The organism is Pseudoalteromonas aliena SW19, from assembly GCF_014905615.1.
Classification (GTDB): Bacteria; Pseudomonadota; Gammaproteobacteria; order Enterobacterales; family Alteromonadaceae; genus Pseudoalteromonas; species Pseudoalteromonas aliena.
In genome coordinates this window covers 198,617-221,419 of record NZ_AQGU01000029.1, presented here as the reverse complement: position 1 = coordinate 221,419, position 22,803 = coordinate 198,617, and the positions used below count along the sequence as shown (strand labels likewise).

The 22,803-nt window shown below is 39.8% G+C and carries 16 protein-coding genes; 10 read left to right on the top strand and 6 right to left on the bottom strand.

Going from position 1 to position 22,803, the window contains the following annotated elements; genetic code table 11:
- Window positions 1-2 precede the first annotated feature (2 nt).
- The 4 genes from PALI_RS17390 to trhP form a co-directional block, all read right to left on the bottom strand.
- The gene (locus PALI_RS17390; RefSeq protein WP_193156864.1) at window positions 3-2,213 is read right to left on the bottom strand and encodes a heparinase II/III domain-containing protein; all 2,211 of its coding nucleotides are present in this window, start codon (window positions 2,211-2,213) and stop codon (window positions 3-5) included.
- A 52-nt stretch (window positions 2,214-2,265) separates the two neighbouring features.
- Window positions 2,266-4,533: a polysaccharide lyase 6 family protein gene (locus PALI_RS17385; RefSeq protein WP_193156863.1), complete on the bottom strand. Its 2,268-nt coding sequence runs from the start codon at window positions 4,531-4,533 to the stop codon at window positions 2,266-2,268.
- A 121-nt stretch (window positions 4,534-4,654) separates the two neighbouring features.
- Window positions 4,655-5,533 carry an NAD(P)-dependent oxidoreductase gene (locus tag PALI_RS17380; protein ID WP_193156862.1) on the bottom strand — a complete coding sequence of 293 codons (879 nt, stop codon included), beginning with the start codon at window positions 5,531-5,533 and terminating at the stop codon, window positions 4,655-4,657.
- A gap of 687 nt (window positions 5,534-6,220) precedes the next feature.
- Window positions 6,221-7,603, bottom strand: coding sequence for a prephenate-dependent tRNA uridine(34) hydroxylase TrhP (trhP, locus tag PALI_RS17375; RefSeq protein ID WP_193156861.1), 1,383 nt, complete (start codon window positions 7,601-7,603; stop codon window positions 6,221-6,223).
- 229 nt (window positions 7,604-7,832) lie between these two features.
- Here trhP and ndk point away from each other — a divergent pair, with 229 nt between their 5' ends.
- From ndk to der, 9 genes are all read left to right on the top strand, one after another.
- A complete protein-coding gene (gene ndk, locus PALI_RS17370) occupies window positions 7,833-8,264 on the top strand; it encodes a nucleoside-diphosphate kinase (RefSeq protein WP_007377442.1) in 432 nt (143 codons plus the stop codon).
- Window positions 8,265-8,433: 169 nt separating this feature from the next.
- A complete protein-coding gene (locus PALI_RS17365) occupies window positions 8,434-9,564 on the top strand; it encodes a bifunctional tRNA (adenosine(37)-C2)-methyltransferase TrmG/ribosomal RNA large subunit methyltransferase RlmN (RefSeq protein ID WP_193156860.1) in 1,131 nt (376 codons plus the stop codon).
- Window positions 9,565-9,680: 116 nt separating this feature from the next.
- Window positions 9,681-11,516, top strand: coding sequence for a type IV pilus biogenesis/stability protein PilW (gene pilW, locus PALI_RS17360; protein ID WP_193156859.1), 1,836 nt, complete (start codon window positions 9,681-9,683; stop codon window positions 11,514-11,516).
- Entirely contained in the window at window positions 11,513-12,373 is an 861-nt protein-coding gene (locus PALI_RS17355; RefSeq protein ID WP_193156858.1) for a RodZ domain-containing protein, read from the top strand. The genes pilW and PALI_RS17355 overlap by 4 nt, the downstream gene beginning before the upstream one ends.
- A 5-nt stretch (window positions 12,374-12,378) precedes the next feature.
- The gene (gene ispG, locus PALI_RS17350; protein ID WP_193156857.1) at window positions 12,379-13,497 is read left to right on the top strand and encodes a flavodoxin-dependent (E)-4-hydroxy-3-methylbut-2-enyl-diphosphate synthase; all 1,119 of its coding nucleotides are present in this window, start codon (window positions 12,379-12,381) and stop codon (window positions 13,495-13,497) included.
- 136 nt (window positions 13,498-13,633) lie between these two features.
- A complete protein-coding gene (gene hisS / locus PALI_RS17345) occupies window positions 13,634-14,914 on the top strand; it encodes a histidine--tRNA ligase (RefSeq protein WP_077535509.1) in 1,281 nt (426 codons plus the stop codon).
- A 19-nt stretch (window positions 14,915-14,933) separates the two neighbouring features.
- Entirely contained in the window at window positions 14,934-15,554 is a 621-nt protein-coding gene (locus tag PALI_RS17340) for a YfgM family protein (protein WP_193156856.1), read from the top strand.
- Between the two features lie 10 nt (window positions 15,555-15,564).
- Window positions 15,565-16,743 carry an outer membrane protein assembly factor BamB gene (gene bamB, locus PALI_RS17335; RefSeq protein WP_193156855.1) on the top strand — a complete coding sequence of 393 codons (1,179 nt, stop codon included), beginning with the start codon at window positions 15,565-15,567 and terminating at the stop codon, window positions 16,741-16,743.
- A gap of 93 nt (window positions 16,744-16,836) precedes the next feature.
- A complete protein-coding gene (gene der, locus PALI_RS17330) occupies window positions 16,837-18,303 on the top strand; it encodes a ribosome biogenesis GTPase Der (RefSeq protein WP_077535506.1) in 1,467 nt (488 codons plus the stop codon).
- A 126-nt stretch (window positions 18,304-18,429) separates the two neighbouring features.
- Here der and PALI_RS17325 read toward each other — a convergent pair whose 3' ends face one another.
- A complete protein-coding gene (locus PALI_RS17325) occupies window positions 18,430-19,407 on the bottom strand; it encodes a hypothetical protein (RefSeq protein ID WP_193156854.1) in 978 nt (325 codons plus the stop codon).
- A 790-nt stretch (window positions 19,408-20,197) separates the two neighbouring features.
- On the opposite strand from PALI_RS17325, the gene PALI_RS17320 reads away from it, so the two are divergent.
- The gene (locus PALI_RS17320; protein ID WP_193156853.1) at window positions 20,198-21,508 is read left to right on the top strand and encodes a DASH family cryptochrome; all 1,311 of its coding nucleotides are present in this window, start codon (window positions 20,198-20,200) and stop codon (window positions 21,506-21,508) included.
- A gap of 145 nt (window positions 21,509-21,653) precedes the next feature.
- Here the strand turns inward: PALI_RS17320 and PALI_RS17315 are convergent, their stop codons facing one another.
- Window positions 21,654-22,736: a YeiH family protein gene (locus PALI_RS17315; protein ID WP_193156852.1), complete on the bottom strand. Its 1,083-nt coding sequence runs from the start codon at window positions 22,734-22,736 to the stop codon at window positions 21,654-21,656.
- Window positions 22,737-22,803 lie beyond the last annotated feature (67 nt).

The following is a 22,803-nucleotide window of genomic DNA, read 5'->3' as shown; positions in this document are numbered from 1 at the left end:
GTTTACTCCTGATTATTTTTCATCGCATAAACGCCTAGTCGGCCATTTAAGGTGAACTCTTTATTTTTAAATGTGAATGTGTTTTTGGTTGCGTTTTGTGCTTTATTTATAGCCACTAAATAGGACTTGCCTTTAATATCAAGTTCAACAAGTGTTAAATCGCCTTGCTGGCTATATTCAAGCTTTGTAACTCGACTAACAGCTTCTAACGTATATTCTTTACTTGGGTTGTATTCACCGTGGGGCTCTAACACCGATACAAACGTGTGCTTTTTTTGCCCATTTACGCGGCGAATAAAGCCATTTTCGTTGCGTAAATTAAAGTTAGGATCGTTTGCACCAATTTGAGTAAACAAAAAAGACTCATCACCTTTGACTAAGCTTGTTTGGGTGTAAAAGCGCCCGTTGTCGTTCAACCACGTTACTTTAGCTAACCCATTTTTGGGTTTTGCTTGCCCTTTAAGCCACAAGTGCTGATAGCCATTTTTAGAACCCAGCGCAGCTAATTGTGTTGTGTTAGCACGCAGTGCAAAGCTGGTATCTATAAGCTGACCTTTGTAGTGAAGCGGTAAATCGAACTGGTGTTCAGCCTGTGCTGTAACGTCAAACACATCAAGTGCAATCGTGCTGTCAAGCTCTGGTACGTTAATTAAGGCTAGTGTGCGCGCTAGCTCAACGCCATTATATGCAGTGCTTATTTCACCACTTGAGACTGTGCCCACGTTAGATGTTTCGAAAAAATTAAGTGTCGGGGCATTGCGATTACCAACACTCACACTGGCATTAAAATGGCTTGTTTCATCCACTACAACCGTATTATGAGCAACCGTTTGTTTAGCGTAGCTGTTATTTTCTGGCAGGTAACGGCCGCCGTATTTAGCTTCTACATTTAAAAAACGGGCTGCGCCATAGTCAGATACAATTTCATTACCGTGGTCGTAAAACTGCCACGTTAACTTATCAAAATGACCGTGCCCTAAACCTTGTGCAGCAGGTTTAAACAGTAGTGCTTGATTGCCACCCACTTGCGTTCGCATTACAACTAACGCACCTTGCTTACCGTCGTTACCATCGCCAAAAGCGGCCGATTTAAACTCATAAGGTGTTGCTAAACCTTTATCCAGCGCCTGCGCCACTTTTAAACCATCACCGGATAAAATAATTTGCCCTTGTTGTTTAGCAATATCTAAATAACCGGTGTCATTTGTTAAGCTATAAGCAACAGTTACGCCATGGACAAGCTCAATGGTATCAATTCCTTTGCTCTTAATCGCATCGTTAATAGGGAAAAACAAACCGTTGTAGCTAAGTTGAATTGTCGTATCAATTGCTTTTAGCAATATTCCATCTCGATGCTCGGCAATTTTTCGCTCAGGCTCATTGTGAGCAATCGCTTGGGCAAAAGTGACAAATGGTAATAACGCAAAACGTTGATAATAAGGCCCTTCGTTATAATAGCCTTGCGGTGAAAACAACAAATCAAGTTGCTTTAAAAAACCTCCTTTGCCTGACTTATCCAAATCATACAAGGCTTTTTCAACCCACTCAGGCTCATTCATTACATAACCCGCCATGCCTACGCCAGCTGTTGCCCACGTGCCATGATTATGTACTTTATTAAACGTAGTTGGTTGCCCTTCGGATAGAAATAAAGCAACTGGACGTAATAACTGTTGCTCAATGGTATTGATCTGTTGATCCGTTAATGCATTATGAACCAGATCATAGGCCTGAATGGTATACACCAACCACATTGCTTCATTTAAGCTTTGCCAAAATAATTTACCTGGATTTTGGGACTTTACTTTACGCTTAGGGTGCACATCTAAACTAGGATAAAGCGTGGCGTATTGCAGTAACATGTCACGAACGTAGTCAGCATATTTCTGCTCTTGGCTAAGCTGATAAATGATCCCTGCTCGGTACATTAGTTGATAATTCTTTTTATGACGTTCATGGGTGTAACCACCGCCGCCATCTTTAGGCACAGGCACCACACTTGGAAATGCAATTTCTTGATCAACCTGTGATTTTAAACTGTAATAACGCTCACTAAAATGACCTTTGCTATCAAGAGCGCTGCGCATTTTTATAACATCATTTTGCGTGATCACTAAATTAGGATGTGCGGCCAATGAGCTAAACGAGGCAATAGCAAGCACAACCGACATAACCCCCGCTGTTAATTTTGTTTGTAAGCTTAATAATGACATCAATAACACTCCACTAATTATTAATTTACCTGAACTCTGATTAAGAAATTTACTATTTAGAGTTTGGGTTAATTACTTTATTGTTTTTTAACGTGGCCGTGTGCGGCCCTGCAACTCTAAGCTCAGTAACACTTGGCGCATCTGTGGCATCAAAGATATTGTTAATGATCGAAGTTTTTGGCTCACCGACTGTATGCTCAACAATAACAGGAGCTGAGTTAACAAATGTATTCTTATTGATATTCGTAACTTGCACACCATGGAGGAAAATACTGGCATTACGTTTATTGCGTTTTCCAAGCCCTACATTATTTAGCGAATTATTCGTCATTATAAAGTGAGGGCCAAAAGTACTTTCATCTGTGCCACCGCGATAAAGCGTGACTAAGCTACCGCCGATATTGCTAAAACTATTATCACTGAAGGTTACGTAGTCAGCGTTGTATATCCCTAAATCTTCAGTTTCGCTGTCAAGGCGTAAAATATCGCCAGATACTCCGTCGAACTTATTATTAATTAGCGTGATCTCATCCGCCAGCGCACCTTTACCTGTTTTGAAAAAATCAAAAGTGTGGTTAATATCGAGGTTCACTAAGTGAGAATTCATCATGTTCAAGCGGTAGTTATCGACCATCCCCCACTTTTGCGTTCTGATTACAGTATTGCCAGCCGAATCGGGACTACTTTGCCCTGAAATGATTAGCCCATCGAGCTTTAAGCTTCCACCGTCGTGTATTTCAAATAAGCTTGAGCGTTGAAATGTGAGGGTCGCTTTTGCTTGTTGGCGGGCCTTAATTGTTAATACTTTATCAATAACAACCAGTTTAGACACATCAAACTGACCTGATTCAAGCTCAAGGACATCCCCCGATTTAGCCAGCTCTATTGCTGTTAATAATGACTTAGCTGAACCCGATACAGCATGTGTTTTACCTGAGTCAAAAGCGATAACCGCTGGCACTTTTGGATACCAAGTTACACCGGTCTCTTTTTTTGCTATCACTTTTAAATCGGCTTTCGCGCCAACAGCAGACATATTTGAGGTAGGGTAAAGTAAACCATTTTTATTGCGCTTCATCTCAACTGCTGTTTGTTTTACACCATACCTTAGTGCGTTGAGTACGCTTGAGTTAGCAACATTATTAGAGAACTTAATGCCACTAACATCATCAAATGCACTGAAAGGTTGCACCTGATCATCATTAATAATTAAGTTATTTTTCATCACGCTATTAATTGGCACAGCACTTCGCTCAGCATCACTGCCCGCAGCTAATTGGATATGACGTACGTTAACAAAGGTGTTGTTTTCTATTTGTGCATTTTCAACTTGGTGATAGCGGTTAATTGGCGAATTTGGTACGCCATTCATTACTGTAAACCCACTACCAAAACGAAAACCTGTAAGCCCTTCTAGGTAGTTATTACGAATAATTTGATCTTTATTGATAAGGCGGATACCGCCTGTATGCTCAACACCATTACCAAAAAAGATATTCTCTTCTATTAGATTACCGTTACCATGGCGCATGGTAAGTGTGCCGCGTGCTTCGTAAAACACGTTGTTGCGTACAATATTTTTACCCGATTTAATCGAGATAATTTCGACTTCGCCGTTGGTTTGTTCAAAATAATTATTATCAACTAATGTATGCGAGTCAGTAAGTGAGTAATGGCTGGTACCAATGCGGATAGTTTCACCGCCGTTAGAGCCAAAGGTGGGTCTGTAACCAAAGTAATTATGATCAATTTGATGATAGTTTTGCTGACTTTGCTTGCTATTTAAACGCACCGCCAGAGTCACTCCTTTGTTACGCTTGCCAACGAGGTGATTATGATCAAAACGGTTATGTTTGCCATATAATGCCACCCAGTAATCAGATTCACGTTTATCTGGGTTATTGTAATTATCAATAACCATTTCGAAAACGCGAGAGTGATAGGCTAGTTCATTTTTATTACGACGAAATTCAATGGCCGCCGACGTTGGCGTATAGCCGTTTTTAAAGACTAAGCCACTTGCTTGAAGATATTGCCCAGCAAGGCGCAAGTTAGACTGCCCAGATAAAATAACTTTACCTTTCGTTTGTGCAGTCAACTCAATAGGAGACTTTTCTGTACCTTGACCTTGAAATAAAATCTCAAAGTCTGTCCAAGTACCATTTTTTAGAATAACTTTATCACCCGCTTTTAAGGCTTTGGCAATGTCTGTGTAAGCTTGTTTGTTGTCAACAAAGTAGTCTTTGGCTGTTGTCGCTGTTGAAATACAACCAAGGATAACTAGGCTTAATTTTATTATAGTTAAATTAATCAATCGCATAGTTAACTCTTTTTTAAACTAGGATAGGCAGATAAACCACAAGAGTATTCTGCATCACCAACTTTATAGTGTGTGTTGGCGCTAAATAACCTTGCTATTTAGCGCCTAAAATTTACAAGGATTACTTGTCTAATTTTTTAAAGTAGTCAAAGATCTCCGGTACGTTTCCTTGAGCCATACCTGCATCAAATGCAGCTTGCAAGTTAGCCGATGAGCCTTCGGCAATTTTAGACACAGTGCCTAAGTCTTCTACCATCTGTAAAAAATAACCTAAGTCTTTGTTTGCATTTGCAATTGAGAAACCTAGATCACTTACACCATCAACTGCATAGTTTTTACAAAAATGCATGAATGGGGAATTTGACGGCCCTGTTGACATAATGTCGAACAACTGTTGACGATCAACACCTGCGCGATCTGCCACAGCAAAAGCTTGCGACATAGCGCAAACCGTCGTCATACCCATAAAGTTATTGATTAATTTAGTTGTATGACCAGCACCTAGCTCACCTAAATGAAAAACATTTTCGCCTTGCTCTTGTAGAACAGATTTAACTTTATTAAATGTTCCTAAATCACCTGCAGCCATGATATTTAACAAGCCATCTTTTGCATGTGCAGGAGTTCGACCTAGTGGTGCATCAATCATACCTACGCCTTTTGCAGCGAGATCAGCACCAATTTTCTTGGTCGAAGCAGGAATTGATGTACCAAAGTCTATTAATACTGAATCTGCTTTAAAACCAGCAAGTAAACCATCTTCTGCGTAAACAACTTTTTCAACGATTTCTGATGTGGTTAAACACAGCATCACGATATCAGCTGCTGCTGCGAGCTCTTTCGCGGTTGCCACTGTTTTCGCTCCACGTTCAACACATGCAGCAACCGCACCTTTATTGAGGTCCATTACAATCAGCTCATAGCCTTTATTTTGTAAATTTTCGACCATATTACCGCCCATAAGGCCTAGTCCGATAAAACCGATAGTTGGTTTAGACATGAATAACTCCTAAATTGTTGAGCGCTTGTTCTCACGCTATTCGTTAGCTTAGTAACAGTGACCCTACTTCGCTTTATTAGCTCCTATGAGTTACTCCTAACATGGCGTAACTTTAGACTTTATACTGATGGGTAAGCAGCTTAAATTAAAAAATTACCAATCAGATTGTAAAAACAGTATTATTTGGCAACCAATTTGTCAACCAATTTAATGAAGTCACTCAAAAAAAGTAATGGGAAAATAACTAAACTAATAATCAAATCAAATTAAATTAAATTAAATTAAATTAAAAACATCATAAAAATTAAATAAAGTAATTAAAAACAGATAATTAGACAACAGAGCAAAGATTCAAAGCCATTGCTTATTGAAGATTTACAATAGAAATAAAATTGGTAATAACAAGCGCTAATTCAGCAAGGTAAAATTTACCAATTTAACATTAGTTAATTTTTATCGAGAGCTAAACAAAGTAAAACGGGGTTAATGCTAATTTCAGGATTAAAATTTGTTCTATCTAGGGGCGATTTAATCGCGGTGTGAGGTTTGTAATCGAGTGGGCTAATTAAAAACCGAGCAACAAAGAGTTAATCGTCCCTAGAAAGAACTCTTTGGGCAGTGCATGTTTGGCATTTATGCTGCGTTATCGCCTATTTATGAAAATAGGCGCAATGTTATAGGGTTACATTACGCTTGTTTAAACGGATTGCGGGTGTCTTGGTTTTCATCTAGGTTACGCATTAAAATAGCGTGCGCTAAATCGAGATTATTAGGCAGTGGGATTTTTACAATATGGCCTGAGCCTTTGGCATCGGTAATGTTTTCGCCTTTTTTGTTTTCCATACATTCAAGCACAAAGCTAATATTTCCCTTTGGTGTCATTAGCTCTAACGAATGGCCAACACAAAATTTATTTTTTACATCTATTTCAACCAAACCATTGGCATTACGACCTAATACTTCGCCTACAAATTGCTGCTTGGTAGAAACTGAATGACCGTATTCGTAATTTTGATAATCTTGATGGGCGTGGCGTTTTAAAAAGCCTTCGGTATAGCCACGATGCGCTAAGTTTTCTAATGTTTTAAATAAATCCGCATCAAACGGCTTGCCTGCAACCGCATCGTCTATTGCTTTTCGGTATACCTGTGCTGTACGCGCTACATAATAAAACGACTTAGTACGGCCTTCTATTTTTAAACTATGTACACCCATTTTTGTGAGCTGTTCTACATATTGCACAGCACGTAAGTCTTTTGAATTCATAATATAGGTGCCGTGTTCATCCTCAAACGCTGGCATATATTCGCCAGGGCGGCCTTGCTCTTCTAACATGAATACATCGTTACTCGGCGTCCCTTCTCCCAATGTAGGAATAACCTGTTTTGGGTCAATCTTATGCACCATTTCGCCAGTATCATTTTCAACACCTGGCTTAACATCATAATCCCAGCGACATGCATTGGTACATGTACCTTGGTTTGGGTCGCGCTTGTTAATATAGCCCGAAAGCAAACAACGTCCTGAATAGGCCATACACAATGCGCCGTGCACAAATACTTCAAGTTCTGTGTTTGGGCAGAGTGTGCGTATTTCACTAATTTCTTCGAGTGATAGTTCTCGCGATAGAATAACTCTTTCAATTCCCTGCTTTGCCCAAAACTGTACGCTGGCGTAGTTAACTGCATTTGCCTGCACTGATAGATGAACCGGCATAGTTGGCCATTTTTCACGAACCAGCATGATCAAACCAGGATCTGACATAATCAGCGCATCAGGTTTCATTGCAATAACAGGTTCAATGTCACGTAAATACGATTTTACTTTCGCGTTATGCGGCGCAATATTAGACACCACATAAAACTTTTTATTTTGCGCATGCGCTTCATTAATCCCAATTTGCAGCGTCTCTAAGTCAAATTCATTATTACGCACACGCAAACTATAACGAGGTTGCCCTGCATATACTGCATCAGCACCATAAGCAAAGGCATAACGCATGTTTTTTAAACTGCCCGCAGGGCATAATAATTCAGGAATAAACGGCGTGGAAGGTATAACAGATAACATGTGCGCTCCATACATCGAACTGGGTGTAAGCCAGTTGCATGAGTAGTCATTAACAAATACGTAAACAGAAGCGCGGCAGTATAAATGCGGATAATAATTTGCCTTTGATCGAGATCACAAAACCGTAATCAAGTTGGTTTTTAATAAAATTAGGATTTTTCAGTTAAAACGCGTATAATTCGCGCCCGTTAATATTCACACTTTTATTTAAAATTATTGGAGCATAAAGATGGCTTTAGAACGTACTTTTTCAATCGTAAAACCTGATGCAGTAGCTAAAAACCACATTGGCGCTATCTACAACCGTTTCGAATCTGCTGGCCTTAAAATCGTTGCAGCTAAAATGGTTCACCTTTCACAAGAGAAAGCTGAAGGTTTCTACGCTGAACATAGCGAACGTCCTTTCTTCGGTGCTTTAGTATCTTTCATGACATCTGGTCCAGTAATGGTTACAGTTCTTGAAGGCGAAAACGCTGTTCTTAAAAACCGTGAAATCATGGGTGCTACTAACCCTGCTGAAGCACTAGCTGGCACTTTACGTGCAGACTACGCTGATAGCATCGACGAAAATGCTGTTCACGGCTCTGACGCTGTTGAATCTGCTGCTCGCGAAATCGCATACTTCTTCGCTGACGAAGAGCTTTGTTCACGTACTCGTTAATTCGAATTCGTTAACATATTGAAAAGGGCTTTCGGGCCCTTTTTTAGTCATTACGTAAAGTATTTATCAGTGTATTTGTTGATATTTTACTTAATGATTAAAGTGAGTGAATTGTGTACAATTCGTCCTCGTAAATTTTATCTCCACCGTCACCGATTGAGGTTGTTTCATGACCGAGCAAAAAAAGATTAACTTATTAGATTTAAACCGAGAAGCAATGCGCGAGTTATTTGCATCGTTCGGTGAAAAGCCGTTTCGTAGTGACCAGGTGATGAAATGGATTTATCATTTTGGCGTAGATAACTTCGACGATATGAGCAACGTAAATAAAAAGCTTAAAGAAAAACTTAAAGCTGAATGTGAAATTGTTGCACCAGAAATCACCGTTCGCCAACAAGCAAGCGACGGGACTATTAAGTACGCGCTTATACTTGAAGGTGGTCAAGAAGTAGAAGCTGTTTGGATCCCTGAAAAAGAGCGCGCAACTTTATGTGTATCATCACAAGTGGGTTGTGCACTTGAATGTACTTTTTGCTCTACTGCGCAACAAGGCTTTAACCGTAACTTAAAAGTATCTGAAATTATTGGCCAAGTTTGGCGTGTAGCTAAAGATATTGGCCTTGATGGTCATAGCGAAAAGCGCCCAGTTACTAACGTTGTAATGATGGGTATGGGCGAGCCTTTACTTAATCTTAAAAACGTAGTGCCAGCAATGGAACTAATGATGGACGATTGGGGCTTTGGTTTATCTAAGCGCCGCGTAACATTAAGTACATCAGGGGTTGTGCCTGCACTTGACTTACTAAAAGAGAAAATTGACGTGGCCTTGGCTATTTCATTGCATGCACCAGATAACGCATTGCGTGACATTTTAGTGCCGGTTAATAAAAAGTACCCTATTGAAGAATTTTTAGCGGCGTGTCGTCGTTATATCGACGGCTCTAAAGCGAATAAAGACGTAACCGTTGAATACGTTATGCTTAACGGAATAAACGACAGCACCGATCAGGCGCATGCCTTAGTGCAAACGTTAAAAGGCACACCGTCTAAGGTCAACCTTATCCCGTTTAACCCTTTCCCTGGTAATGAATATACGCGTTCAAGTAACAGCCGAATTGATCGTTTTTCAAAGGTATTACAAGCAGCAGGCGTTACCTGTATTGTTCGTCGTACTCGCGGAGACGATATTGATGCTGCTTGTGGACAGTTAGTCGGTGATGTAGTTGACCGTACTAAGCGCTTAGCTAAAAAGAAAATGCGTGACGATAACGCAATTACCGTTAATATTCACCAAGCATAATTTTTAGTTAAAAACCCTAAAGCCCCCATGTTAAATCGTTTATTTTAAATAAAGGATGCAACATGGGGGCTTTTAGGTAAGATAGACTCTATGAATAAAAATAAAGAGACAAGGTAATGCGATCTATACTTGCATTAACTATTTCAGCAATTGCTTTGAGTGGTTGCGTAACTGAAAGTAGTTATAACGGCAGTAACAAGCCCGTCGTCGAAAATAAAATTAATAACATAGGCGCTGCACGAACACGTATTGCTCTAGCATTACAGTATTTAAATACTGGTAATAACTCTCAAGCTAAATACAATTTAGAGCGCGCCGCTGGCTTTGCTCCACAACTCCCAGAAGTCCATTACTCTCTTGCTTATTATTATCAACAAGTAGGTGAAAACACACTCGCTGATAAAGCCTATCAAAAAGCGCTCGCGATAAAACCGGATGATCCTAATACCTTAAATAACTATGGGGTATTTTTATGCGGTATTAACGAATATGACCGTGCGACGGACCAATTTTTAAAAGCCATTGAAGTCCCAAGTTATATCCGTGTTGCCGAAAGTTACGAAAATTTAGCCTTGTGTGCCATTGAGTTTAATGATTTTGATAATGCTGAAAGTTACTTTCAACAAGCCATGAATCACAGCTCGCAGCGTACTTCTACTTTAATTAGTCTTGCCGCGTTATTTTACGCTAAAAGTGATTTACATAAAGCCAGCGAACTTTTAAAACGTCATGATGATACAGGCCAAATATCGGCACGCGCATTAATGCTTGAGTACCTAATTAAAAGTCGCATGGGTAGAATAGAAGAAGCTGAAAAAATTTCAGCTACTATTGTGCAAATCTACCCGACGAGTAATGAAGCTTATTCGTTACGAGAGCAAAAAACACGTCTGAGCGAGTTCGAAATTTTAAGAGACAAGTATCGCAGAGCAATGCTCGATGACTTGCAACAAAGTAATAACAACGGGCGCATTAGTTCAGAGCCTAAAATAAAAATTATTCGTAAAAAAAGCCCGACTTTAGATAGCTCTACCAGCTTAATTTCAAATGATAGTAAAGGCGCTAACGCAGCCACGTCTGTAAGTCAAAATCAAGTGAATGAGCACCCCGCGCATTTTAAAGCGAGCCCTGCTAATAGTATAAAAACTGAAAACAATAAACCGCCGCAAGTAAAAAGTATCCCTGCGGGTTCTATTGTTGTAAACGTGCCTAGTGAGCCTGAAAAAAAAACAATACCGGTGACGTTTTCAAATACCGCTACTGATACTTCTGCGGTGATATCGGCTTTAACCTCGCAGCAAAGTTCAGCCAAAAAAGTAACGGTTTCCCAAGAAGCCGTATCGCAAACAAGTACTAAAAAAAACTCAAACGAACTTAAGACTGAAGTTAAAATAATTTCTTTTGGTGAATCCAAAGCAATAGACTTAAATTCGCAACAAAAAAATCAAATAGCACACTCAAACACTGAAAGCTCAAATAGTAATAATGGCGCTAACGTTACATTTTACGAGGCAGTAAAAAATGGCGCTGTTTTTTCTAATAGTAAAAATGAATCAAATGAAGACGTAGAATTTACAAACTATTCTGCGATAAAAAAAATAGACGCCCCATTACTTAGCACTAAAGTGCCAGTTATAACGGTGCCCTCTCATATAATTACATTTGGTGAAAACCTATTTAGCATTTCCGTCCGATACAATGTTAAACTACAAAAACTCTTACAATGGAATGGTCTAAAAGAGTCTGATCGGGTAATGAATGGAAGTAAAATTTATTTGAACGATCCTAATATTTATTACGAAATTAAAGCTGGCGACACCTTGTATAAAATAGCTACCCAGCGGCATGTATTAATTGATCAATTAATGCGATGGAATAAATTAAGCCCAGATACTGAACTTAAATCAGGGCATAGACTTTTACTAGTGGATCCAGAATCATACCTATTATGAATGAAGAAAATACGCAAACAGAGATTGAACAACCAACGGTTGGACAAATATTAAAAGCGCATCGTGAGCATGCCAATGTTAGCATTGCAACCATAGCTGAGCCGTTAAAATTATCTGAACTACAAATAAAACGTCTTGAAAACGATGAATTTGCATTACTCGGACCGATTACTTTTGTAAAAGGCTATATCAAAAATTACTGCCGAGAACTAGAAATTGATAGCGCCCCTATTTTAGCCATGATGCCAGCACCACCAGAGCCGGCAAAACCCGCTAATATGCAAAGCTTTTCACGTCGTACAGAAAAAGAAGCCAGTGATAGCCGCTTAATGCTAGTGACCTATATTATTTTAGCGATTGTGATTGGCTCATCTGCATTATGGTTTTGGCAAAATGCAACCCCCATAGAAGAGCAAACCAGTAATATAAATGTAGAAAATTCAATACTCAGTGAACGCCAAGCAGTTCAACCCACTAATATCGCACAGCAGCAATCTGCTGATAACGCATTGGCTGAAGAAGTATTAGCGCCAAGCGAACGTGAGGCTGTACCTGAAATAACTCAAGCACAAACAAATCAACCACTCACCACTAATACAGACTCAGCTGAAAATAGCACCATCGAAATGAATTTTAATGATGAAAGCTGGGTTGAAATTTACGACGGCGAAGGTGAAAAAATTGCATTTGGTGTTAAAAAAGCAGGCTACTTAATGACTGTCACCGGCAAACCTCCTTTTTCTGTTGTGCTTGGTAAGCACAACGTTGTAAGCGTTACCCTAAACGGTGAAAAAGTTGATATTTCAGCTTTTCCCAAAAATCGTTTAGCCAAATTTACATTACCACTAGCAGAGTAGTCGCTATGTTTTCAGAATCTCCAATTAAACGCAGAAAATCCACACGTATTAACGTAGGTAACGTCCCCATTGGTGACGGTGCCCCAATTGCCGTCCAATCGATGACCAACACCGACACGATGGATGTTGATGCAACTGTTGCGCAAATTCAGGCAATACAAGATGCCGGTGCCGATATAGTTCGGGTATCAGTACCGACTATGGATGCCGCAGACGCATTTAGAAGTATAAAAGAGCAAGTGACTATCCCGCTAGTTGCGGATATTCATTTTGATTACCGTATCGCTTTAAAAGTAGCAAAATACGGCGTAGATTGCCTGCGTATAAATCCAGGTAACATTGGTAGCGAAGAACGAATAAGAGCCGTTGTCGATTCAGCCCGCGAGCATAACATTCCCATTCGTATAGGCGTAAATGGCGGTTCGCTAGAGCGTGATTTGCAAGAAAAATACGGCGAACCAACACCGGAAGCGCTATTAGAATCAGCAATGCGCCATGTAAACATATTGCACCGCTTAGATTTTGACCAATTTAAAATATCAGTAAAGGCCTCCGACGTATTTTTAGCCGTAGGCGCGTATCGCTTACTTGCAAAAGAAATAGATCAGCCATTACATTTAGGGATCACTGAAGCGGGCGGCATGCGTTCGGGTTCAGTTAAATCGGCAGTTGGCCTAGGCATGTTACTTGCCGAAGGGATTGGCGACACGCTGCGTGTTTCACTCGCAGCCGATCCCGTGCAAGAAATCAAAGTTGGCTTTGATATTTTAAAATCGCTGCGCATTCGTTCGCGTGGTATTAATTTTATCGCCTGCCCGAGCTGCTCTCGCCAAGAATTTGATGTTGTAAGCACCATGAATCAACTAGAAGAACGCCTTGAAGATATTATCGAGCCAGTATCCTTATCAGTCATTGGCTGTGTTGTAAATGGCCCGGGTGAAGCACTGGTTAGTGATATAGGCCTTGCCGGTGCAAACCGTCGTTCTGGCCTGTATATTAATGGCGAGCGTCAAAAAGCACGCATCGATAACAATAATATTGTTGAGCAACTCGAAGGCTATGTTCGCGACTTTATAGAGAAAAAACAAAACCAAACACCTATAGATATAAAAATAGTCGAATAAATACCGTATATAATGCCAAACTGCGGTGTTTGGCGTTTACCTTTATAACCAGAACGCTATAATAGCGGGTCAATTTTTAGCATTCTTGTTGTGTAAGCATTTTTTATTACACAAAAACAGTATTTAGGATTTATCAGTGGCAAAACAAATTCAGGCAGTTCGCGGTATGAACGATTGTCTGCCAGGCGATACACAAGTTTGGCAGAAAGTAGAAAACATTTTACGCGAGACAGTAGCATCGTTCGGTTATCAAGAAATTCGTTTTCCTATTGTAGAATCAACCGACTTATTTAAACGCTCTATTGGTGAAGTTACCGATATTGTAGAAAAAGAAATGTACACCTTTGCCGATCGCAATGGCGACTTGTTAACACTGCGCCCAGAAGGCACCGCAGTATGCGTACGTGCTGGTAACGAAAACGGGTTATTGTACAACCAAGAGCAGCGCCTTTGGTATATGGGCCCAATGTTTCGCCACGAACGTCCGCAAAAAGGTCGTTACCGTCAGTTTCACCAATTTGGTTTAGAGACATTTGGTATTGCCAGCGCAGATATAGATGCTGAAGTTATTTTATTAACGGCGCAGTTGTGGGAAGCCTTTGGTATTACTGAACACGTTCGCTTAGAGCTTAACTCTTTAGGGTCTAATGAGGCACGTGCAGATTACCGTGATGCGTTAGTTGCCTACCTTGAGCAACACATTGATGTGCTTGATGAAGACTCAAAACGCCGTATGTATTCAAACCCATTACGCGTACTTGATAGCAAAAATCCAGATGTACAAGCCATATTAACCGACGCACCTAAATTATCTGAGAATTTAGATATTGAATCAAAAGAACATTTTGAAAATTTATGTGAACGTTTAGACGCAGCTGGCGTCTCATACACGGTTAACGAAAAATTAGTTCGTGGCTTAGATTACTATAACCGCACAGTATTTGAGTGGGTAACAGATAGTTTAGGTGCACAAGGCACAGTATGTGCTGGCGGTCGTTACGATGGTTTAGTTGAACAACTAGGCGGTAAAGCCACTCCAGCAGTTGGTTTTGCAATGGGCCTTGAGCGTTTAGTGTTATTATTACAAGCACTAGAGTGCGTAGGTGACATACGCCGCAATGCTGATGTATATTTAGCGGCCATGGGTGATAAAGCCAGTATTCAAGCGCCTATTATTGCGTCTGAACTACGCCGTGATGTGGCAGGCCTTCGTGTGATGGTTCATGCAGGCGGCGGTAACTTCAAAAAACAATTAAAACGTGCTGATAAAAGCGATGCACTTGTTGCTGTTATTATTGGTGAAGATGAATTAGAAAAAGGCGTTGTGACTATTAAATATTTACGCGAGCGTAAAGAACAAGTCACATTAGAATTAGAACAAGCTAAAGCGCTATTAACAAAGCTTATTAACGGCTAAGCGAACATTAGAGGTAAACATGGATATACATTCAACAGAAGAAGAACAAGCAGAAGCCATTAAACGTTTTTTCCGTGAAAACGGTCTGTCACTTGCACTAGTTATAACTGTAGGTTTAGGTGGCTTATATGGTTGGAAAGCCTATGACCAAAACCAAATTACCACGGCAGAGCAAGCATCAGATTCGTATACAACACTTGTTGAAAGTGATGATGTGTTATCTGCGGCTGATACATTTATCAGCGAAAATAAAGATACAAACTACGCGACATTGGCGGCATTTGTTGCTGCTAAAGATGCTGTAGAAGCGCAAAACCTAGCTGTTGCTAGCGAAAAACTAAGCTGGATTGTATCAAACGTTGAAAACGCAGAGTTAAAAGCGATTGCGATTACGCGTTTAGCACGCATTCAAATAGCACAAACAAAGTATGACGATGCATTGAATACATTAAATGCACCACTACCTGAGGCATTTAATGCAAATGTTGCGGAGCTTAAAGGCGATATTTACGCTCAGCAAGGCAATAAAGAGCAAGCACGCACTGCGTATCAAGCAGCGGTAGATGCAGGTGGATTAACAGCTAATCCTCTTTTACAAGTTAAGTTAGATGACCTAGCAGTAACTAGCCCAGCGGCATAAGGTTTTAGGCATGAAAAAATTAACAACAGCAGCCCTTGCTTTATGTATGGCAACATTAATGGGATGCTCATCGAGTGATGACGAAGAAGAACTCGTCCTTCCTGAAATTGTAAATCAGTTTGAAACTGATGTTATATGGCAAGAGTCGATAGGCGATGGTGTAGAGCACTATTTTTCTCGCTTAACACCAGCCATATATAAAGATAATGTATATGTTGCTAGCCGTGAAGGCCAAATTGAAGCGCTTTCACTTACAAACGGCGATACAAAATGGGAAACTGATATACGTCAGAATACTTCATTTTGGCCATGGGCTAATAACGGCACTGCAAAATTATCAGGCGGTATCTTACAAGCTTATGGTAAAATATACATTGGCTCTGAGCATGGCTTTGTAATTGCGCTAGATCGTGAAACAGGCGAAGAAGTTTGGCGTAAAAATGTACCTGGTGAATCACTGTCTAAACCGGCAGCTGGCGACGGTCTCATATTTGTTAATTTAGCCTCAGGTAAATTACTCGCGCTTCACCCAGATACGGGCGAAGAACGCTGGAGCTTTGAACAAGAAGTTCCACCACTAACATTACGTGGACAAAGCTCACCAACCGTTGCAAATGGTGGTGTATTATTAGGCCTGGAAACAGGCAAACTCAATGTTTTGATTTCAGACACTGGTTACTCAGCATGGAGCGCAGAAATCGCGGTAGCAAAAGGCGCATCAGAATTTGAACGCCTTGTTGATGTAGACACTCAGCCACTTATTAGTGGCCCGTACGCATACGCTATTGCCTATAACGGTAATCTGGCAGCTATTGATATTCGCTCTGGTAATGTTGTGTGGAAACGCGAATACAGCAGCTATCGCGAAATTTCGATGGATGCACAAAGTCTTTATGTAGTAGATAGCAATGGCGTTATTTATTCATTAGATAAAAATTCAGGTATTGAACGTTGGAGCCAACCTGCTCTACGTGGTTGGTACTTAACTGGTCCTACTGTTGCAGGTAGTAATTTAGCCATAGGCGACCAAGAAGGTAACCTACATTGGTTAAATAAAGACACTGGCGAGCTAGTATCTCGTGAAGACTTTGACAGCTCAGGCTTTTTTATTGAGCCGGTTGTTGCCGACGATAAACTGATTTTATACACCCGTGATGGTGAAGTTAGTGCGGTTAAAATACCAAACTAACTTACTACTATTAGTATAACCTGCTAATAGTTAATTATTTTTTGTAAGGCTTCGCACTGCGAAGCCTTTTGTTGTTTTTTAAAGAGGTAGTTTATGCTTCCCGTGATCGCTCTAGTTGGGCGACCCAATGTGGGCAAGTCCACATTATTTAACCGTTTAACACGTACTCGTGACGCACTCGTAGCCGATTTTCCAGGTTTAACACGAGATAGAAAATATGGCCAAGCTAGTTACGATGGCTATGAATTTATCGTGGTAGATACGGGCGGTATTGATGGCTCAGAAGAAGGCATCGAAATCGAAATGGCAGATCAATCTCTGCTAGCCATTGAAGAAGCCGACATTGTGCTGTTTTTAGTCGACGCCCGTGTTGGTATGACCGTTGCCGATCAAGCCATTGCTAATCATTTGCGCAAGCAAGATAAGAAATGCTTTGTTGTTGCTAACAAAACCGATGGTATTGATGCTGATTCAAGCTGTGCTGAGTTTTACCAATTATCATTAGGTGAGATCCACCATATTGCGGCATCACATGGCCGTGGTATTACGTTATTACTTGAGCAAACTCTTCAGCCGCTTATTGCTGAATTAGCAGCGCAAGATGAAGACGTAGCCGACAACGACGAAGAACTTATTGATCTTTACGAAGAAGGTGAAGGGGATGACACCGATCATCAAGCGTTTGCAGATAAACCTGTAAAGCTTGCGATAATTGGTCGTCCTAACGTTGGTAAGTCAACGCTTACAAACCGTATACTTGGTGAAGATCGTGTAATTGTATACGATATGCCAGGTACAACACGCGATTCTATCTACATTCCGATGACTCGAAATGAAAAAGAGTACGTGTTAATCGACACCGCTGGTGTGCGTAAACGTAAAAAAGTAAGTGACGTGGTAGAAAAGTTCTCCGTTATTAAAACACTTCAAGCAATCGAAGATTGTAATGTGGTGTTATTGATTGTTGATGCGCGTGATGGTATTTCTGATCAAGACTTGAGCTTATTAGGCTTTGCTCTTAACTCAGGTCGTTCATTGGTTATTGCCGTGAACAAATGGGATGGGTTAGACGATTACGTTAAAGATCGTATTAAATCAGAGCTCGATCGCCGTTTAGGCTTTATTGACTTTGCACGCCTGCACTTTATATCTGCATTACACGGTACAGGTGTTGGTCACTTATTCGAATCGGTTGATGAAGCTTACGAGTCTGCAACTAAACGTATAAGTACAGCCATGCTACGCCGAATTATGGACATGGCTCAAGCTGATCACCAGCCGCCACTTGTTCGTGGTCGTCGTGTTAAGCTTAAATATGCCCATGCCGGTGGTTATAACCCACCACGTATTGTTATTCACGGTAACCAAGTTAAAGACCTACCAGATAGTTATAAACGCTACCTGATGAACTATTACCGTAAAGCGCTTAAAATTATGGGTACACCTATCAAAATTGAATTTAGAGAAGGTGAAAACCCATTTGCTGGTCGTGTTAATAAAGTAACACTGTCGCAAAAACGTAAAATACGTGCGTTTGCTAAAGAAAATAGAAATAAATAATAGGTTTATTAGTTATCTTGGTTGATCGCTAACATATCACGAATTATTTATTAAAATTATACCTTTCATTGCCTTTATGTGGGAATGAAAGGTAAATTTTACAACGATACATTAAAATATTTATTTCTAGAAATTATTTAATGTAGATAAAATCTGGTTAAAGTTTTCACCTTTAATTGTAGTTCTATATTTATCTCTTGCTTCATTTATATATTCATAGGCTAGTTCTTCTGCTTCAGCCCAACCATAAACTGCTGTATCGAATTGCTTTGTATCCATTCCAGGAAACGATGCCCTGATCAAACAACCTTTAGGCGCCATTGGTACACTATCATCAGAAAACGAACTATCGTTATATTTTAATTCAGAATAACTTGGTACAGAGTCATCAACATAATTTTTATTAGTTCGCATACCATAACAACCATTTCCAAAATGATATATCCGTCCTAGGTTAGCTGTATAGTTATCCGTTTGGGCACCTAAACTACTTAATCTCGACGCTAAAGATCTTGCTTGTGACTGTACATAACCGTAAGAAATGTAGCCTTGTAGTTTTCTTTCAGTAAGAACTGCGATTGACATAGAAGCAATAAGCGCATAACTAGAAGTTAAAGCATAGGACTTTGGATTATAGCTTTCCTTATAAGCACGATGGTTTTTAAGCGACGTGGTGTAGTCCAACAAAACAGGGAGAATTGATGTATCTAAATTACCACCCTGAGCTGAGTTACGATAGTACTCAATCGTGTCTCCGAAAGACTCAAATTGACTTTTGGCATCTTCAACATCGCTTGTTAAAACAATTCCGGAAACAATACTTTCTATTTTGTCTAGATCATCTTGATGAATACGAACTATTTGTGGACCAGTGTTGCCATTTCCAAACAATAAACTTGTAATGAAAGATTTAGCTTCACCTTTAACCGCACTTTTAGCGCCATCCAAAATCCAGCCAGCTATCATGGCAGAGCTAAATACAGCTGTAGTAGCAAATTTAGCTTGATTATTATTTATATTCTCTTCGAGCGAAGAATTGTCTGCGAAAGTTGGTGCTGATATCATAAGCGCTAGAGTACTAAGTAAATAATGCTTTCTTAACATAAAATATCCTTAATTTATATTTAATAGTCTAATAAACTTTACATTTATAAAACAAGCGGTGAGTTATAATTCAATGTATTGATGTGAATTATTATTTAATCCATATTTGGCTATATTGCATATTTTAATCAAAATGACTTAAATTAATAATTGAGCAATTAACCACCACCTTTTGTCACCAAAAAATGTTAATTTTATGGGTACAACTTACACTATCATTACTTTTGCATTGTAGTCAATGCTTGTTTTATGTACAAAATAATTTGTTAATTGACACTTTAAACTGGGTATTTTTTCGCTAAAAACTTATATGTGCTTTGTTTAAAGTATCAATAAAAAAAGAGTCATCAATTGAATTAATCAGGTTATCTATATTGATAACGTTGAAGAAACCTTAGGCTTTTATTATTAGGCGTTTGGTTTTGACACCCTTACCCTCAGCGAATATGGAGAGCTTACTACAGGCGATGTAAAAATTGCTTTTGCTAATCATCCATATGCTCAAACCCATTTTAAACAAGCTTTTGTTCGCGCCCACCCAAAGCAACTGGGGCTAGGTTTAGAGCTGCGCTTTAATCGTGCTAATCTCAGTGAAAGTTACGATAAAGCAGTGCCAGCAATGAAAATTACGAAATTCTAAAGTTCATTTATTTTTAAAACCTAATATCAATGTATGCAGTGATGCATCACTAGAGCCTTTTTTATGCAGCATATAAGTTTACTAAAATGTAATCGCTGTTTGTTTAAAATACGTAACGATCTGTAATAATTATTAGGAAGATCCGCAAACATGAGCAAACGTATTTTATATTGGCTACAAAATGATTTACGCATAGACGACAACCCTATTTTTAGCGAACTTGCTTTGCAGCAATGCGCACTCGATATTGTATTTGTAATAAATCCGCACTGGTTTAGAAATAATAACTACCAACAAAAACCATATGGCGTGCACAAACAACAGTTTTTAATGCAAAGCTTATTTGAGCTGCAACAAGCGCTTATTGAACGCGGACAAACTCTGCATGTACTTGAGGGCGAGCCTGTTACAGTGTTAAAGCAAATAATTGCGGATCAACATATTGACGAGGTTGTATGCGCAGAGCACGTTGGAATATATGAGCAACGCCAACTCGCGCGACTAAAAGCACATTGCCCGCATCTGATATTTAAAACGACTCAACAAGACACTTTATTTAAACAAAGCGACCTCCCTTTTGATTTAAACGAGCTGCCTAAAAACTTTACCCCATTTAGAAAAAAGGTAGAGGCGGTAAATATTCCCATCACGCTTTCAGCGTTGCCTAAAACGTTATTACCAAAACCCATTACTTTATGTGCTGCAAAGCCAATTGAATCGCACAATAATCTTGAGCATTTAATGCACGGAGGCCTTAATAGTGCGCAAACACATTTGGAGCACTACTTTTCAGGTTTACTGCCAAGTACCTATAAAACAACTCGAAACGAGCTTGATGGCTTTAATAACACCACTAAATTTAGTGCATGGCTTGCCTTTGGCTGCATAAGTGCACGACAAGTTTATAATGCAGTTGAACAGTACGAGCAAAACCACATAGCAAACGAGTCTACTTACTGGATTAAATTTGAGCTGTTATGGCGTGAGTATTTTAAATGGCATGCACTTAATGTAGGTAACAGCCTATTTAGCTTTAAAGGCCAAAAACACACTAAACCCCTTACAACGTTTATGCCAAATCGCTTTGCTGCGTGGTGCAATGGCGCAACCCCCTACCCCTTGGTGAACGCTATTATGAATGAACTTAATGCCACCGGGTATATATCAAACCGAGCTAGGCAAGTTGCAGCAAGTTGCTTAGTTAACGAACTTAGCCTTGATTGGCGCTATGGCGCGGCCTATTTTGAACAGCAACTTATTGATTACGACGTAGCTGCTAATTGGGGCAACTGGCAATATATAGCGGGCGTGGGTGTAGATCCGCGCGGTGGCAGGCACTTTAATATACAAAAGCAAACATTGCAGTTTGATCCGCATGCTGTTTACACTAACAAGTGGCAAGGCAATAAACATACAAGCACACAGCTTGATAACGTAAACGAAGTTGATTGGCCAATTTAAGCCGCTAATCTAGTTAACCTGAGTTCTGGATAATAAATCTATCTCAAGCAGCTGTTTTGAGCTAGAGAGAAACAAACTTAAATATCGTTATTATTTATAGCGTTTTTAAATCTCTTAACCAGAATTCTGGTTATTCATCCAAAATTTAAAACAGCTCAGCAATGCCTATATTAATAGCGTAACCACCTAACGTTAAAAATAAAAATAAACACAGCGCCAGTAACAGTGGCTTAATCCCCGCTTGGCGAATAGCCCCAATATGTGTGCGTAAACCCAAAGCCACCATCGCAATCGTGAGTAATATATTATCAAGCCAAACAATCGCACTTGTAGTGGCTTGAGGAAGTATAGAAAGTGAGTGGACACCACTTGTCGCAATAAATAATACCGCAAACCAAGGAATAGTGATGCCTGATTTATTCCCCTCGCTGTTTGCAATGCTACCTACTTTTAAATTTTTTTTATTTTGCCAATACGATAAACACAACAAAAATGGGGCTAGCATCATCACTCTTAACATTTTTTCGATCACCGCCGTATCGGTAGCATTTTCGCTTACAGCACTGCCCGCCGCCACGACTTGCGCTACTTCATGAATCGTTGAACCGATAAAAATACCATACGCGTGCTCCGTCATGCCCATATATTCAAACAATAACGGATACGCGAACATACTCAGTGTGCCAAACACCACCACCGTTGCCACAGCTACTGATACTTTATGCGCCTGCGCTTTTATTACCGGCTCGGTTGCCATTACAGCGGCAGCGCCACAAATAGAGCTACCTGCGCCAATTAATATGGTTGTTTGCTCATCAAGCTTAAATACTCGTTTGCCTAGCTGTATTGCGAATATAAACGTACCACTGAGCATAACAATATCGGTTAGCAACCCACTCCAGCCAACGCCAGCTACCTGTGCAAAGGTAATTCTAAAACCAAATAAAATAATACCCGCTTTGAGTAAAGTACTTTTAGCATAATTAACACCCACATCGGTATGAGTTGCAATGCGCGAAAAAACACTGTTTCCAGCAATAATGCCAAGTACAATACCAAGCGTTAAAGAACTAAACTGAGCGCTTTGCATTACCTGCAATTTGCTAAGGGCAACAGCAACCCCTGCTAAAACAATAACAAGCAGCATTCCTAACCACCAACGCGAGTCGTTGTATTGCTTAGTATTAACACAAAAATGCTGTGCTATCTTTTTAATTTTACTAAGCATAATCTTCCCTTCATAAAGTCATCGTAATTAATTGACTTCATTATAATAAAGCGCAAAATATAACTCT

What these genes read in the sequence shown, in the direction of transcription:
- PALI_RS17390 (WP_193156864.1), bottom strand. Translation starts at nt 2,213, where the DNA reads ATGTCATTATTAAGCTTACAAACAAAATTAACAGCGGGGGTTATGTCG.
- PALI_RS17385 (WP_193156863.1), bottom strand. Translation starts at nt 4,533, where the DNA reads ATGCGATTGATTAATTTAACTATAATAAAATTAAGCCTAGTTATCCTT.
- PALI_RS17380 (WP_193156862.1), bottom strand. Translation starts at nt 5,533, where the DNA reads ATGTCTAAACCAACTATCGGTTTTATCGGACTAGGCCTTATGGGCGGT.
- trhP (WP_193156861.1), bottom strand. Translation starts at nt 7,603, where the DNA reads ATGTTATCTGTTATACCTTCCACGCCGTTTATTCCTGAATTATTATGC.
- ndk (WP_007377442.1), top strand. Translation starts at nt 7,833, where the DNA reads ATGGCTTTAGAACGTACTTTTTCAATCGTAAAACCTGATGCAGTAGCT.
- PALI_RS17365 (WP_193156860.1), top strand. Translation starts at nt 8,434, where the DNA reads ATGACCGAGCAAAAAAAGATTAACTTATTAGATTTAAACCGAGAAGCA.
- pilW (WP_193156859.1), top strand. Translation starts at nt 9,681, where the DNA reads ATGCGATCTATACTTGCATTAACTATTTCAGCAATTGCTTTGAGTGGT.
- PALI_RS17355 (WP_193156858.1), top strand. Translation starts at nt 11,513, where the DNA reads ATGAATGAAGAAAATACGCAAACAGAGATTGAACAACCAACGGTTGGA.
- ispG (WP_193156857.1), top strand. Translation starts at nt 12,379, where the DNA reads ATGTTTTCAGAATCTCCAATTAAACGCAGAAAATCCACACGTATTAAC.
- PALI_RS17340 (WP_193156856.1), top strand. Translation starts at nt 14,934, where the DNA reads ATGGATATACATTCAACAGAAGAAGAACAAGCAGAAGCCATTAAACGT.
- bamB (WP_193156855.1), top strand. Translation starts at nt 15,565, where the DNA reads ATGAAAAAATTAACAACAGCAGCCCTTGCTTTATGTATGGCAACATTA.
- der (WP_077535506.1), top strand. Translation starts at nt 16,837, where the DNA reads ATGCTTCCCGTGATCGCTCTAGTTGGGCGACCCAATGTGGGCAAGTCC.
- PALI_RS17325 (WP_193156854.1), bottom strand. Translation starts at nt 19,407, where the DNA reads ATGTTAAGAAAGCATTATTTACTTAGTACTCTAGCGCTTATGATATCA.
- PALI_RS17320 (WP_193156853.1), top strand. Translation starts at nt 20,198, where the DNA reads ATGAGCAAACGTATTTTATATTGGCTACAAAATGATTTACGCATAGAC.
- PALI_RS17315 (WP_193156852.1), bottom strand. Translation starts at nt 22,736, where the DNA reads ATGCTTAGTAAAATTAAAAAGATAGCACAGCATTTTTGTGTTAATACT.